This window comes from Vandammella animalimorsus, from assembly GCF_002288875.1.
GTDB lineage: Bacteria > Pseudomonadota > Gammaproteobacteria > Burkholderiales > Burkholderiaceae_C > Lampropedia > Lampropedia animalimorsus.
In genome coordinates, this window is the sequence record NZ_NTBH01000001.1 from 717,701 (window position 1) to 732,687 (window position 14,987).

At 63.6% G+C, this 14,987-nt stretch carries 12 protein-coding genes and 2 tRNA genes; 3 read left to right on the plus strand and 11 right to left on the minus strand.

Going from position 1 to position 14,987, the window contains the following annotated elements; genetic code table 11:
* Positions 1–28: 28 nt before the first annotated feature.
* The 6 genes from lepB to CLI93_RS03035 form a co-directional block, all read right to left on the minus strand.
* The gene (gene lepB, locus CLI93_RS03010; RefSeq protein WP_095541380.1) at positions 29–1,003 is read right to left on the minus strand and encodes a signal peptidase I; all 975 of its coding nucleotides are present in this window, start codon (positions 1,001–1,003) and stop codon (positions 29–31) included.
* A 5-nt stretch (positions 1,004–1,008) separates the two neighbouring features.
* Positions 1,009–2,817, minus strand: coding sequence for a translation elongation factor 4 (gene lepA, locus CLI93_RS03015; protein WP_095541379.1), 1,809 nt, complete (start codon positions 2,815–2,817; stop codon positions 1,009–1,011).
* A gap of 203 nt (positions 2,818–3,020) precedes the next feature.
* Positions 3,021–5,267, minus strand: coding sequence for a RelA/SpoT family protein (locus CLI93_RS03020; RefSeq protein WP_420823097.1), 2,247 nt, complete (start codon positions 5,265–5,267; stop codon positions 3,021–3,023).
* 355 nt (positions 5,268–5,622) lie between these two features.
* Positions 5,623–5,826, minus strand: coding sequence for a DNA-directed RNA polymerase subunit omega (rpoZ, locus tag CLI93_RS03025; protein WP_095538330.1), 204 nt, complete (start codon positions 5,824–5,826; stop codon positions 5,623–5,625).
* Positions 5,827–5,911: 85 nt separating this feature from the next.
* Positions 5,912–6,640, minus strand: coding sequence for a guanylate kinase (gene gmk, locus CLI93_RS03030; RefSeq protein ID WP_095541160.1), 729 nt, complete (start codon positions 6,638–6,640; stop codon positions 5,912–5,914).
* 276 nt (positions 6,641–6,916) lie between these two features.
* Positions 6,917–7,007: transfer RNA gene (locus tag CLI93_RS03035), tRNA-Ser, on the minus strand.
* A 360-nt stretch (positions 7,008–7,367) separates the two neighbouring features.
* Here CLI93_RS03035 and CLI93_RS03040 point away from each other — a divergent pair.
* Complete coding sequence (locus CLI93_RS03040; RefSeq protein ID WP_095541159.1) at positions 7,368–8,453, plus strand: branched-chain amino acid aminotransferase; 1,086 nt, start codon at positions 7,368–7,370, stop codon at positions 8,451–8,453.
* Positions 8,454–8,483: 30 nt separating this feature from the next.
* The gene (queF, locus tag CLI93_RS03045; protein ID WP_095541158.1) at positions 8,484–9,359 is read left to right on the plus strand and encodes an NADPH-dependent 7-cyano-7-deazaguanine reductase QueF; all 876 of its coding nucleotides are present in this window, start codon (positions 8,484–8,486) and stop codon (positions 9,357–9,359) included.
* A 171-nt stretch (positions 9,360–9,530) separates the two neighbouring features.
* Here the strand turns inward: queF and CLI93_RS03050 are convergent.
* Positions 9,531–9,607 (minus strand) — tRNA-Pro (locus CLI93_RS03050).
* 157 nt (positions 9,608–9,764) lie between these two features.
* On the opposite strand from CLI93_RS03050, the gene CLI93_RS03055 reads away from it, so the two are divergent.
* Positions 9,765–11,930, plus strand: a complete 2,166-nt coding sequence (locus CLI93_RS03055; RefSeq protein ID WP_238946605.1) for a DNA repair helicase YoaA — start codon at positions 9,765–9,767, stop codon at positions 11,928–11,930.
* Positions 11,931–11,954: 24 nt separating this feature from the next.
* Here CLI93_RS03055 and serB read toward each other — a convergent pair whose 3' ends face one another.
* From serB to CLI93_RS03075, 4 genes are all read right to left on the minus strand, one after another.
* The gene (serB, locus tag CLI93_RS03060; protein ID WP_095995650.1) at positions 11,955–12,668 is read right to left on the minus strand and encodes a phosphoserine phosphatase SerB; all 714 of its coding nucleotides are present in this window, start codon (positions 12,666–12,668) and stop codon (positions 11,955–11,957) included.
* Between the two features lie 14 nt (positions 12,669–12,682).
* The gene (locus CLI93_RS03065; protein ID WP_172425514.1) at positions 12,683–13,126 is read right to left on the minus strand and encodes an energy transducer TonB; all 444 of its coding nucleotides are present in this window, start codon (positions 13,124–13,126) and stop codon (positions 12,683–12,685) included.
* A gap of 94 nt (positions 13,127–13,220) precedes the next feature.
* Entirely contained in the window at positions 13,221–14,633 is a 1,413-nt protein-coding gene (locus CLI93_RS03070) for an NAD(P)(+) transhydrogenase (Re/Si-specific) subunit beta (RefSeq protein WP_095541155.1), read from the minus strand.
* Positions 14,630–14,971 (minus strand): NAD(P) transhydrogenase subunit alpha part 2, encoded by a 342-nt coding sequence (locus CLI93_RS03075; RefSeq protein WP_095541154.1) that lies wholly within the window; start codon positions 14,969–14,971, stop codon positions 14,630–14,632. The genes CLI93_RS03070 and CLI93_RS03075 overlap by 4 nt, the downstream gene beginning before the upstream one ends.
* Positions 14,972–14,987 lie beyond the last annotated feature (16 nt).

A 14,987-nucleotide genomic window follows, 5' to 3' on the forward strand; every position in this document is an offset into this window, starting at 1 on the left:
CATCGGCACAGGGGCTGCGCCGATTCAGTTACTGAATTTTACCTACGCGACCCAAGTCTGAAAAATTCATCCAGACCACCACGGCGCGCCCAACGATGTTGGCATCGGGAACGAAGCCCCAGGCACGCGAATCGAGCGAATTGTCGCGATTGTCGCCCATGACGAAGTAATGCCCTTCAGGCACGCGACAGCTCACGCCCTCCACGCTGTACTCGCACTGGTCGCGGAAGGGGAAATCGCCCGCCCCCATCACCATGGCCGGCATTTGCGGGTTGTTCAGCACCTCGTAGGTGCGGCCGCCCAGGGTTTCCTCCCAGCGCTTGGCATGGATGACAGAGTCCTTGTCGAAGTAATCGGGCTGCGGCACGGAGTTGACCGCCTGGCCATTGACCGTCAGGCGCTTGTTGTGGTAGCTGACTGTGTCGCCAGGCAGGCCGATCACGCGCTTGATGTAGTCCATGCGCGGGTTGGGCGGGTAGCGGAACACCACGACCTCGCCGCGCGCCGGCCGCCTGCCCTGAGTCAGCGCCGCATTCCATACGGGCAGGCGCAAACCATAGGTGTATTTGTCCACCAGAATCAAGTCCCCAACCTGCAGCGTCGGGATCATGGAGCCACTGGGGATGCGAAAGGGCTCGTAGACGAAGGAGCGCAGCACAAACACCGCCGCGATGACGGGAAACAGCCCTGCCGTCCAATCCAGCCACCAGGGCTGGCGCAGCACATGGTTGGCCGCAGCGGCCACGTCAAGCTCCTCGGTGACCACACCCTGGGCCTGCAAGGCGCTGTGCCGCTCCTTGAGCTGCTGCACCAGCTGCTGCGCCTGACGGCGGCGGCGCGGCAGAAAGTACAGTTTTTCGGCCAGCCAATACGCCCCGGACACCAGCGTGGCCAACAGCAGCAGCAGGGGGAAATTGCCTTCGATCTGCCCTGTCAGCCACAGCAGCAGATAAACAGCGACGCCCGCCAGCAGGGCCCCGGTCAGAACAGCGATTGCTTTCACTTGCGTCAATCCTCAACTTGCAAAATCGCCAGAAAGGCCTCCTGCGGCACTTCCACCGAGCCGATCTGCTTCATGCGTTTCTTGCCGGCCTTTTGCTTTTCCAGCAGCTTGCGCTTGCGCGTGATGTCGCCGCCGTAGCACTTGGCCAGCACGTTTTTGCGCAGCGCCTTGACGGTCTCGCGGGCAATGATCTGGCCTCCGATGGCCGCCTGGATGGCCACGTCGAACATCTGCCGGTCGATGACCTCGCGCATCTTGGCCACCACCGCCCGGCCTCGGTACTGTGCCTGGCTGCGGTGCACGATGATGGACAGCGCATCGACGCGCTCGCCATTGAGCAGGATGTCGACCTTGACCACATCCGAAGGCCGATACTCCTTGAACTCGTAGTCCATCGAGGCATAGCCGCGGCTGACGGACTTGAGCTTGTCGAAGAAGTCCAGCACGATCTCCGCCAGCGGCATGTCGTAGGTCAGCATCACCTGCCGGCCGTGGTAGGCCATGTTCAGCTGGATGCCGCGCTTTTGATTGCACAGCGTCATGACCGCGCCCACGTAGTCCTGCGGCAGATACAAATGCACGGTGACGATGGGCTCGCGCACCTCCTGCACTTTGCCCGCATCGGGCATCTTCGAGGGGTTTTCCACCATCACGACTTCACCATCGGACTTGACCACTTCATAAACCACGCTGGGCGCAGTCGTGATCAGGTCCTGGTTGAATTCGCGCTCTAGGCGCTCCTGCACGATCTCCATGTGCAGCAGGCCCAAAAAACCGCAGCGAAAGCCAAAGCCCAGCGCCTGCGAGACTTCCGGGTCAAACTGCAAGGCCGCGTCGTTGAGCTGCAGCTTCTCCATCGCATCGCGCAGCGCGTCGTACTGGTTGGCCTCGGTCGGGTACAGGCCGGCAAACACCTGCGGCTGGATTTCCTTGAAGCCCGGCAGCGGCTGCTGGGCCGGCCCGGCATTGTTGGGCAGCTTTTTCTCCAGCGTGATGGTGTCGCCCACCTTGGCGGCCTTGAGCTCCTTGATGCCGGCGATGACAAAGCCCACCTCCCCGGCCTGCAGCAGCTCGCGCGGCGAGGACGCCGGCGTGAACACGCCTAGGCTGCCCGCCTCGTACACGGCCCCGGTGGCCATCAGGCGGATGCGCTCGCCCTTGCGCAGCTGGCCATCGACCACGCGCACCAGCATCACCACGCCCACGTATGCATCGAACCAGCTGTCGATGATCATGGCGCGCAATGGCCCCTGCGCATCGCCCTTGGGCGGCGGCACTTTTTGCACGATCAGCTCGAGGATTTCCTCGATGCCCATGCCCGTCTTGGCCGAGACCGGCACGGCCTCGGAGGCATCGATGCCAATGACGTCCTCAATCTCGGCCTTGGCCCGCTCGGGGTCGGCCTGGGGCAGGTCCATCTTGTTGAGCACGGGCAGCACTTCCACGCCCAGATCCAGCGCCGTGTAGCAATTGGCTACGGTCTGCGCTTCCACACCCTGCGAGGCATCAACCACCAGCAAAGCTCCTTCACAGGCCGAGAGCGAGCGCGAGACTTCATAGGAGAAGTCCACGTGGCCGGGCGTGTCGATCAGGTTCAGGTTGTAGACCTGGCCATCCTTGGCCTTGTAGTGCAAGGCCGCCGTCTGGGCCTTGATGGTGATGCCCCGCTCCTTTTCGATGTCCATGGAGTCGAGCACCTGGGCGGACATCTCACGCTTGCTCAAGCCACCGCTGTACTCGATCAGGCGATCAGCCAGTGTGGACTTGCCATGATCGATGTGGGCGATGATGGAGAAGTTGCGAATATGGTTCATGTCAAAAAATAAGAGCGCGTACCGGCTGGCGCGCACGAAAAAGCGCGCCTGGGCCCGACGCGCACGCAATGCCTGGAGAACTGGCCATGGGGCTTGAGCTCAAAAAACAATCCAATACACCGAGTGTGAGCCCGCCAGCCCTGTCTGACAGCGCCTGGATTCTACTGTGCCTGACGCTGCCACAGTGCGCCGGGAAACGCAGCCTACTCAGCCATGAAGCGCTCGACGCGCTGTACAGAGCGGACGCGGCGCAGGTTTTTCAACAGTTGCTCCAGATGCCCTCGGTTGCGCACAGCCACATTCATGCGCGCCTCCAGAATTTCCAGCCGACCTTCCTCGAGCATCTCCAGTCGCAAGATATTGACCCCGGCGCGCGCAACCGCCAAGGCGGCCTCAGCCAAGGCTCCCTGGGTATTGCGCAAATGCAGCAGCAGCGTGGCATCGAACTCGGCCTGCGGCTCATCCACCCACTCCAGCGCCATGGCCGACGCAGGCTCTTTGTCGCGACGGCGCTGACCCACAGGGCATTCCAGACGGTGCACCTCCAGCCCGCGGCCACTGACCAGCTGCCCTGCGATGGCATCGCCCGGCAATGGGCGACAGCAAACCGCATAGCGCGCCGGCGCGCCATCGGCCCCGCCAACGGCCAGCACGACCGGCGCAGCCTGCTGCGCCACCATCCGCTCCTTGGACATGACCAACGCATCCGGGCGTAGCCCCACGTCCTGCAGAAAGCGGCCTATCTGCGCCACCAGCTCGCCAGCGATCAAGCGGCCGTGCGCCATTTCCAGCAACAACTGCTCGCGCGACTTGCCCTGGTACAAAACCCCCAGCTGCCGCCAAATGGCTTGCGCCTGCTCGGTCTCCGGCGCAGGCAACGCCGCATAGCCGGCCACGCGCAGAGCTCGATTGAACAGCCGCTGGCCCAGCGCCAGCCCTTCCTGCTGATCCACGTGCTTGAAATAGCTTCGAATGCGTGAGCGTGCCCGCCCGGTCTTGACGAACTCGATCCAGCCCAGCTGTGGTCTTGCCTGCTCAGAAGTGATGATCTGCACCGTATCGCCGTTTTTCAACACCGTATGCGGCGACACCGCCGCCCCATTGACCTGTGCCGCGGCGATGTGATCGCCCACGCGGCTGTGAATGGCGTAGGCAAAGTCCACTACTGTGGCGCCCACAGGTAGCGTCACTACCTGGTTCTTGGGTGTAAAGACGTAAACCGAGGCCGGGTGCAAATCCACCTTGACGTCGTTGAGAAAATCCGTCGCATCGGCCGAAGAGTTCTCGATCTCCAGCATCGAGGCCAGCCAACGGCCATTGAGCTGATCGGCCAGCAACCCATCCAGCCCTTGGGACTGGTACAGCCAATGCGCCGCAATGCCCGCCTCGGCCACCAGGTGCATGGTTTCGGTGCGTATCTGGGCCTCCACCTGCACCCCGGAAGGGCCTTGCAAAGTGGTGTGCAAGGACTGGTAGCCATTGGGCTTGGCATTGGCGATGTAGTCCCGAAAATGGCCTGGCACAGGGCGGTAGGTCTGATGCAGCACCCCCAGGCCTGCATAGCAGGCACTCACGTCCTCCAGCAGCACCTGAACGCCAAAGATGTCATTGACTTTGGCAAAGCTCATGCCCTTGCGGGTCATTTGCAGATAGATCTGATAGAGCTCCTGCTGCTGTTCCAAAAGCCGCACGGGGATGCCGCGCTGGGCAAAGGCAGCCTCCAGCTCCGCGCGGATTTTCTGCGCCATGCCATGCCGGCGGCGCTGGACTTTCTCCACCGCCTTGGTCAGGGTCTGGCAGCGCCAAGGGTACAAATGGGCAAACGCCAGCTCCTGCAGCTCCCGGCATGCAGCATTCACGCCCAGCCGACTGGCGATGGGGGCATAGATCTCCAGCGTCTCCCGTGCAATGCGCGCCCATTTGCTGCGCGGCGCCAGAGACAGGGTACGCATGTTGTGCGTGCGATCGGCCAGCTTGATCAGAATGACGCGCACATCCTTGGCCATGGCCAGCAGCATCTTGCGAAACGACTGCGCCTGATTTTCCTCGCGCGATAGAAATTCGAGCTTTTCCAGTTTGGTCAGGCCATCGACCAGTTCGGCCACATCCGCGCCAAAGGCCTGTGCGATGTCCTGCTTGACGATGCCGCAATCCTCCATGGCATCGTGCAGCAGCGCAGCCATCAGCGCCGGGGCATCCAAACGCCACTGCGCGCACAGCGCGGCAACGGCAATCGGGTGGGTGATGTAGGGCTCTCCGCTGTTGCGGTACTGGCCCGCATGCGCTTTCTTGGCAAAGGCAAAGGCATCGGCCACACGGGCGCGATCCTGCTCGCTCAGGTACTCGACAGTACTGGCAAACGCAGCAAACGTCTGGGCCACGAGGGCCTCATGCTCCGCCGACATCGCAGGCTCTTGGCCTGCAGAATCTACCTGGTCTGCCGTTTTCATCGTACATGTCTGGAAGAATTGGACACCGAGCAAGGTTGGGAACCGGCAGGGATGGCGCGCCAACCACCCGCTGCAGCCATCGCACGCAGGCAACGCAGGGCATCAAAAAGCGCTCTTTGCGTTGCCACGTTTTCAAGCATTTTTTACGATCTTAACGCAAGAACGCCGCAACAGCGCCCCCGTCCATGCACTGCGCAGACCATGCAGGCTGAAGCGTTGCAGCATCGCAATACCAGCGCACTCCATCCCGTATCGACTGGCTGCCACCGCAGCAGATCCCTACCCTGCAAAATGCGCAATGCCCGCTGTATGAGCGGGCATCGTTATTGCACGGCGCAGCAACCAGCCGCCAGCATCAGGTAGGGACTCGGCGCAGCATCTCGATGCCAGTTTTCCCGTCCGCGATTTCACGCAGAGCCGTCACCGCCGCCTTGTTGCTGCTTTCCACCTTGGGCGTGTGGCCTTGGTTGATCATACGGGCGCGATAAGTCGCTGCCAGCACCAACTGGAACCGATTGGGGATTTGCGCCAAGCTGTCTTCCACAGTAATACGAGCCATAAGAACCTCACTTCAAAGAATCTTCCGCATGCAACAGCAAGACTGCATTGCTTGCCGAGAAGAAAGAATAAAACATATTGCCTAATCAGGCCTGTATTCCCAATGCACGAAACACCTGCGCCTGGGCGCGCTGCTGCGCGCTGTAGCGCAAACGCTGTGCATGCACGATGCTTTTCAGATCAAACAACGCACGCTCGAACACATCATTGATGATCACATAATCAAAATTGCCAGCCTGAGCCATTTCCACACGGGCATTGCGCATGCGCAGCTCAATCACGTCAGGCCTGTCCTCGCCGCGTCGCTCCAGACGGGAGCGCAACTCCTCCAAGCTGGGTGGGAGTATGAAAATCAACACCGCGTTGGCAAAGACATTGCGGATTTGCATCGCGCCCTGGAAATCAATCTCCAGCACCACATCGGCGCCCTGCTGAATGCGGTCTTCAACAGCCTTTTTCGCCGTACCATAGCGGTTGCCATGGACATTCGCCCATTCGATAAAGGCATCGGCTGCCACCATGGCATCGAACTCATGAGCGGGGATGAAAAAATACTCTCGCCCATGCTTTTCCTGCCCGCGCGGCGCACGCGTGGTGTGCGACACCGTAGGAAACACCCTCGTATCCAGTTCAAGCAAGGCTTTGACCAAGCTGGATTTTCCCGCACCGCTGGGCGCTGCAACCACGAACAAATTGCCTGGATATTCAGCCTCAATGCCCGCCGCCCCTGCCTCAGCTGCAGAAGCCGCCTCAGACAATGCCCCTGCCGGCAACAGCTGTTCAGACAAGTTGGTGTGCAAATTGGAAGAGGCCATAGCAATGCCAGCAATCGCCCGGGATTTGCCTGGGCACAGGGGGTTAGCGATAAATCACGACGCCAGCCAGGATCGAGCCAGAAAAGACCGGCGCTCGGCTGTGGCCATCAAAGCCACACCCAATCCGTCACCACATAGAACGAGAAAACCCTTGTAACTCGCAGCGAATTACAAGGGTTTGATGCATGGGGTGTACAAATCGTCAATGAGCACAGGATTGGCAATTCGAAGCACGCATGCTGTCAATCATTACTCAACGGCATGGGCCAAGCCACGTGGCGGAGAGAGCGGGATTCGAACCCGCGGTGGGCTATTAACCCACACACGCTTTCCAGGCGTGCGACTTAAACCACTCATCCATCTCTCCGGACAAGCCGCGCATTGTAGCCGATTCAGCAAGGCCTGCAAAAAATCCGCGATCTCAGCGCATTCTTGACGCTGGGCGCGCCAACCCGGCCTGGGCCGCACACCACCACCCGCACCCTGCTGCCTGCCTCCCCCGCTCAGGCGATGGAAGGTCTGCGCTGCGACTATCATGTGCAGCTGTTTGCTTGGCGCCTGCATTCCATCCCCGTACTGCACGAAAAAAACTGTGCTTTCGGGCAGTTGCAAGAGCTTGCCTCACAAGCAATTGCAATTGATTACCACAAGCGCCACACCCCAGTTTCAGGCCTGCATCTCACCGATGGGCGGGCCCGCTCTTTCACCCTCTGTCAGGAGTTTTTCCATGTCCCATGCGTTGAAGTTCGAGGTCTTGCCCAGCGACACCCCAACCCCCGCCGCAGAACGCGAGGCCATTCTGGCCAAAGGCAGCTTTGGCACGGCATTTACTGACCATATGGCTACGATCGAATGGAGCAAGGACCGTGGCTGGCACGATGCGCGCATCCGCAAGCGTGCGCCGTTCTCCATCGACCCTGCAGCAGCCGTGCTGCATTACGGCCAGGAAATCTTCGAAGGCATGAAGGCCTACCGGGGCGAAGGCGACCGCATCACCTTGTTCCGCCCGGATGAAAACGCCCGTCGCTTCAATGCTTCGGCACAACGCATGGCCATGCCAACCCTGCCCGAGGCCGTATTCCTCGAAGCCGTCGAGGCCCTGGTGAGCATCGACAAGGACTGGATCCCCGGCGGCAACGGCAGCCTCTACCTGCGCCCCTTCATGTTCGCCAGCGAACCGTTTCTGGGCGTGCGTCCGGCGCACCAGTTCACCTTCTGCGTGATCGCATCGCCTGTGGGCGACTATTTCAAGAACGGCCCCAAGCCGGTCAAGGTCTGGGTTTCGCAGCAGTACACGCGTGCGGCCGAAGGCGGCACTGGCGCGGCCAAGTGCGGCGGCAATTACGCCGCCAGCCTCATCGCCCAGGCCCAGGCGCAGCAAAACGGCTGTGAGCAGGTGGTCTTTCTCGATGCCGCCGAGCACCGCTGGATCGAAGAGCTGGGCGGCATGAACATCTTTTTCGTGCGCAAGGACGGCAGCCTGTTCACCACCCCATTGGGCACCATCCTGCCAGGTATTACGCGCGCCTCGCTGATCGAGCTGGCGCGCAGCCAGGGCATCGACGTGCAAGAGCGCAAATACGCCTTCGACGAATGGCGTGCCGATGTCGAAAGCGGCAATGTCACGGAAGTTTTTGCTTGCGGCACCGCAGCCGTGGTGGCCTCCATCGGTGAAGTGCAGTTCGAGGGCGGCAGCTTCAGCATCGGCAATGGCGAAAGCGGCCCCGTCACCAGCGCGTTGCGCGAGCAGCTGCTGGGCCTGCAACGCGGCAAGCTGCCCGACACCCGCGGCTGGGTGCGCACCCTGGCTTGAGCGTCTGTTCAATCAAAGCAGTATCACGCGATGAACACGCCAGCGCCCAGTTCCGCACCTTGCGCCAGCGCCCTGCCGCTGGGCCGCGAGGTCAACTACCCCAGCCGCTACGACCGCACGCTGCTCTATCCCATCCCGCGTGCGGCGCAGCGCACGGAACTGGGCCTTGGCACGGCCAAGCGCCTGCCATTCATCGGCGCCGACAGCTGGAGCGCCTTCGAGCTGAGCTGGCTCAACCCGCGCGGCAAGCCCCAGGTGGCCATCGCCCACCTGGTGTTCCCGTGCGAGACGCCCAACATCATCGAAAGCAAGTCCCTCAAGCTCTACCTCAACAGCCTGAACAACCACCGTTTTACCGATAGCGCCGCGCTGCGCCAGTGCCTGCTCGATGACCTCTCCGAAGCCGCCTGGCGCGGCAGCGGGCAGCAGGCCAGCATCGGCGTGCAACTGGTTGAAGCCGCCGATTTCGGCACCGAGCAGCTGGCTGAGCTCGACGGCATCGACCTCGACCGCCTCGACGTCGAATGCCAGCACTACACGCCGCAGCCAGACCTGCTGCGCAGCGCACAGGGTGAGCCCCCGGTCAGCGAAACCCTGTGCAGCCGCCTGCTCAAAAGCAACTGCCCCGTGACCGGGCAACCCGACTGGGCCAGCGTACAAATCCGCTACACCGGCGCCCCCATCGACCAGGCCGCGCTGCTGCAGTACATCGTCAGCTTCCGCAACCACACGGGCTTTCACGAAAACTGCGTGGAACGCATCTTCCTGGACATCTGGCAGCGCTGCCAGCCCACACAGCTGAGCGTCTATGCGCGCTACACCCGGCGCGGTGGCCTGGACATCAACCCCTGGCGCAGCAGCAGCCCCCACACCGCACCGCGCAACTGGCGCACGGCCCGGCAATAGCCCTGGGGCGCCTGCCACGCCTCGCCCCGCCCCGCGTGGGCGTAATGGCGTGCCGCAAGCAGGCCCCTCCCCCAGCGACAGGCAACAAAAAAGCCCAGGCAGATGCTGCTGGGCTTTGCTCCAACGCCGCACCCCACAAGGGCCACAGACGTGCAATGTTTGTGTGGAAACTGGTCGGGGTGAGAGGATTCGAACCTCCGGCCTCTACGTCCCGAACGTAGCGCTCTACCAGGCTAAGCTACACCCCGATACCAACCGGCCAGCACAGCGGTGCGATGGCCAGCGCCTCTACGGCGGCGCGTATTCTATGCTGTTTCGGGGCCGGTTTTGGCGAGTTCAGCCCTCCGCGCGCGCAACGCATCGGGAAATTTGGCGACAATCGCCCTCTTGCCGCCTGCCCAGCCCATGAATCTGCCTGAAATCGTCGATGCCACTTTCGCGCCTGAGGGGGCGCTGGCCAAGGCCAACCCGAGCTACAAGCTGCGCGAAGGCCAGCTGCTCATGGCCCGCGCCGTGGCCCAGACCTTGAGCGACGGCGGGGCGCTGGTGGTGGAAGCCGGCACGGGCGTGGGCAAGACCTTTGCCTACCTCATCCCTGCCCTGCTCAGCGGCGAGCGCATCCTCGTCTCCACCGCCACCAAGGCCCTGCAGGATCAGATTTTCTTTCGCGACCTGCCCTTTCTGCGCCAGGCCCTGGGCATCTCCCTGCAGGCCGCGCTGCTCAAGGGGCGCAGCAGCTACCTGTGTCCCTATCGGCTGGAGTTGGCCGAATCCGAGCTCGACGCCAGCAGCGAGGGCCAGCTGCGCTGGCTGGCGCGCGTGCGCCGCTGGGCCAACACCACGCAATCGGGCGACATGAGCGAGATGCCCGGCTTCACCGAACGCTCGCCGCACCTGCCGCTGGTGACCTCCACGCGCGAGAACTGCCTGGGCTCGCAATGCCCCAGCTTCGCGCAGTGCTACGTCAACAAGGCGCGCAAGCAGGCCCTGGCCGCAGACCTGGTGGTCATCAACCACCACCTGTTCTTTGCCGACCTGCAGGTGCGCGAAAGCGGCATGGCCGAGCTGCTGCCCAGCGTGCGCGCCGTGGTGATCGACGAGGCCCACCAATTCAATGAAACCGGCGTCAACTTCCTGGGTGAGCAGTGGAGCAACTCCCAGCTGCTGGACTTCGCGCGCGAAACCCTGCGCACCTGCAACAAGCTCGCGCGCGGCCTGGGCGACTGGGCCCAGTTGGTGTTCGAGGTGGACGAAGCCTGCAAGCAATGGATGCGCTGCGTGGGCGAGGCCAGCAACCTGCGCCTGAATTGGGACGACGGCGCGCCTGAAGGCATTGCCCCACAGGCCTGGCAATCAGCCCTGCAGGCCCAGGCCGATGCCTTGCACGCCCTGCACGACGCCTTGCAAACCGTCAAGGACTCCGCCCCGGAGCTGACCCGCCTGGAGCAGCGCTGCCATGCCCACTGGCAAAAGGCGCGCCTGTTTGCCGGCCCGGCCAGGCTGGGGCGCGTGCGCTGGATGGAAGTCGGGCAGGTCACCATCCGCATGGTGGAAAGCCCGCTGGACATTGCCGAAGACATGCGCGCGCACTGGCGCCTGGGCACAGACAGCCAAGCGCGCGATGCCACCGATGCCAGCCCCAACACCAACGCCGATGGCCATGCCCCGCAGGCCGATCTGGCCGCCACCACACCCGTCCTGCCTGCTCCATCGCATGCCTGGATCTTCACCTCCGCCACCCTGGGGGCCGATGCCAGCCTGAGCCACTTCACCCAAGCCTGCGGGCTGGAGGCCGCGCGCATTCTGCAAGTGCCCAGCCCGTTTGACTTCGCCCGCCAATCCATGCTGTACGTGCCCGCGGACATGCCCGCGCCGTCGGACGTGCAGGCCCATGGCCAGGCCGTGGCCGAGCTGGCCGCGCAAGGCGCACTGGCCCTGGGCGGGCGCACCCTGGTGCTGACCACCACACTCAAGGCCTTGCGCCTGATCGGCGATGCGCTGCGCGCGCAGTTGGGCGACGGCAGCGGCATCGAAGTGCTGGTGCAGGGCGATGAATCCAAGCAGCGCCTGATGCAGCGCTTTCGCCAGCCCGCCAGCGCCACGCAGCATGGCCGCGTGCTGGTGGCATCGGCCACGTTCTGGGAAGGCTTTGACGTGCCCGGCAACGCCTTGCAGCTGGTGGTGATCGACAAACTGCCCTTCCCGCCGCCGCACGACCCGCTGGTGCAGGCACGGGCGCGGCGCTACGAATCCCAGGGCGAAAACGCCTTCACCCGGCTGTTCGTCCCCGAGGCGGCCATCGCCCTCAAGCAAGGCGCCGGCCGGCTCATCCGCACCGAAACGGACAAGGGCATCCTGGTGCTGTGCGACCCGCGCATCGTGCACAAGGGCTATGGCCGGCAACTGCTGGCCAACCTGCCGCCCATGGCGCGCATGCGCAGCCGCAGCGGCTTTGCCGAAGCCGTGCGCCGCCTGGCCGCACGCAACCAGCAAGACGCCGACGCACAGGCCAACGGCGACACGGCCAGCGGCGGCACAGCCGATGCTGACACAGCCGACGCACAGGCATAGCAACCGCGCCCTTAAGCGCTGGCTTCAAGCCTTGAACACTTCCAGCAGCCGCTCCAGCCCGCCCTGGTTGATGGCGACCTTGGCCTGGGCGCGCACGCGCGGCTTGGCGTGGAAGGCCACCGACAGGCCCACGGCCTGCATCATCGGGATGTCGTTGGCGCCGTCGCCCACGGCGATGACCTGCTCGGGCGAGATGCCCATCAGCGAGGCCAGGTCCAGCACGGCGCGGCGCTTTTCCTCGCCGTCGCAGATGTCGCCCCAGGATTGATCGAGCATGCGGCCGGTGAGCACGCCGTCCTGCACTTCCAGTTGGTTGGAGCGCGCAAAGTCCAGCGCCAGGCGCTGTTTGATGCGGTCGGTGAAGAAGGTAAAGCCCCCGGAGACCAGCATGGTCTTGAGGCCGGCGCGCTGACAGGCCTGCACCAGCTGCTCTGCGCCGGGGGTCAGGGCCACGCGCTCGGCATAGACCTGCTCCAGCTGCGCCAGCGTCACGCCCTGCAGCAGCGCCACGCGCTGGCGCAGGCTTTCCTTGTAGTCGGTGATGATGCCTTGCATGGCCGCCTCGGTGATGGCGGCCACTTCGGCCTTCTTGCCCACCACGTCGGCAATTTCGTCCACGCATTCGGAGGTCACCAGCGTGGAGTCCATGTCGAAGGCGATGAGGCGAAAGTCTTGCAGCGCCAGCGGCGGCGCGATGCCTTGGATTTCCAGGCCGGGGGCCCATTCTTGTTTGCTCATGGGGTGCTCGATCGTTAGGTTGGGTTCGCAAAGGGATGGGCCGCAGGCGCAGGCGCAGACGTGGTTTCAGGCGCAGGCGCAGGCGCTTGGGGCTTGGGGATCTCGAACTGCACGGGCAGCCCGACGCGGCCGGCCTCGGGCCTGCCATTGCGCGTGCCCGGTTGCAGGCGGGCCTTGCCAGCCGCTTCCAGGGCTGCGGCATCCAGCTCGGGATGACCGCTGCTTTGCTTGATGTGCGCCTGCACCACCTGGCCTTGCGCGTCGTAATGCAGCTCGACGATGGCCTTGCCTTCCAGCCCCTGCCGCAGGGCCTTGGCAGGGTAAGCCACGGCCAGCGCATACATCAGGCTCGGCGGGGTGACGACATCGGGCTTGGAGGCGCAACCGGCCAGCACAGCCAAGGCCAGGGCTGCCGCACAGCCCGCGCGGCACAGTGAGGGCAAAGGTGAGGTCAGCATGGCAAGGCACATCCTCAAGCAGTGAAAACGCCAGCAGGCCAGGCGGGCCAGTTAAGCCCTGTTGCCTGGCCCGCGCGCATGGGCATGCGGGACATCACTCAATGGCCTTGGTGATGTCTTCCACCACCTTCTTGGCATCGCCAAAGACCATCATGGTCTTGTCCATGTAGAACAGTTCGTTGTCCAGCCCGGCGTAGCCGGCGGCCATGGAGCGCTTGTTGACGATGACGGTCTTGGCCTTGTAGGCCTCCAGAATGGGCATGCCGTAGATCGGGCTGCCCTTTTGCAGCGCCACAGGGTTGACCACGTCGTTGGCGCCCAGCACGATGGCCACGTCCACCTGGCCGAACTCGCCGTTGATGTCTTCCATCTCGAAGACCTGGTCGTAGGGCACCTCGGCCTCGGCCAGCAGCACGTTCATGTGGCCGGGCATGCGGCCTGCCACGGGGTGGATGGCGTATTTCACGTCGATGCCTTTTTCCGTCAGCTTGGCCGCCAGCTCCTTGACGGCATGCTGCGCGCGCGCCACGGCCAGGCCGTAGCCGGGCACAATGACCACGCTGTCGGCATTGCCCAGAACGAAGGCCGCATCGTCGGCGCTGCCGCTCTTGACGCTGCGCTGCTCCTGCTCGCCGCCAGCGGCTGCGGCCGCATCGCCGCCAAAGCCGCCCAGGATGACGTTGAAGAACGAGCGGTTCATGGCCTTGCACATGATGTAGCTGAGGATGGCGCCCGAGCTGCCCACCAGCGAGCCGGCGATGATGAGCATGCTGTTGTTGAGCGAGAAGCCAATGCCCGCTGCGGCCCAGCCCGAGTAGCTGTTGAGCATGGACACCACCACCGGCATGTCCGCCCCGCCGATGGGGATGATGAGCAGCACGCCCAGCGCAAAGCCCAGCGCGATGACCATGGTCATGGAGAACCAGCCCTGGCCGCCCCAGAAGGTCAGCACGAAGATCAGCGCCAGCAGGCCCAGCGCCAGGTTCAGCCAGTGCTGGCCCGCAAACACCACGGGCTTGCCCTGGAACAGGCGGAACTTGTACTTGCCCGAGAGCTTGCCAAAGGCAATGACCGAGCCGGTGAAGGTGATGGCCCCGATGAAGGCGCCCAGCGCCAGCTCAATGCGGTTGCCGCCCGGAATAGGCTGGCCTTTGGCGCTGATGCCGAAAGCCCAGGGTTCGGCCACGGCGGCCAAGGCGATAAAGACCGCGGCCAGGCCAATCATGCTGTGCATGAAGGCCACCAGCTCGGGCATCTTGGTCATCTCCACACGCTTGGCCATGATGGCGCCGGCCGTGCCACCGGCCAGCAGGCCCAGGATAACCCAGCCCAAGCCGCCCGCGCCGCCGAGCTTGATGATCAGCCCGGCCGTGGTCAGCACGGCAATGAGCATGCCGGTCATGCCGAAGATGTTGCCGCGAATCGAAGTGGTCGGGTGCGACAGGCCCTTGAGCGCCTGGATGAAGCAGACGCTGGCCAGCAGATACAGCAGGGTGACCAGATTCATGCCGCGCCCCCTTTCTTGGCGTTGGCGTTGGCCTCGGCAACGGGCTTGCGCTCCTTCTTCTTGAACATCTCCAGCATGCGGCGCGTGACCAAAAAGCCGCCAAAGACGTTCACCGCCGCCAGCGCCACGGCCAGCACGCCCATGAGCTTGGCAAAGCCGCCCTCGGTGAGCGCGGCGGCCAGCATGGCGCCGACGATGACGATGGCGGAAATGGCGTTGGTCACCGCCATCAGCGGCGTGTGCAGCGCGGGGGTGACGTTCCAGACCACGTGGTAGCCCACGTAAATGGCCAGCACGAAGATGATCAGATTGGTCACGATCGGGGATACGAAATCCATGCCTTCTCTCCTTGAC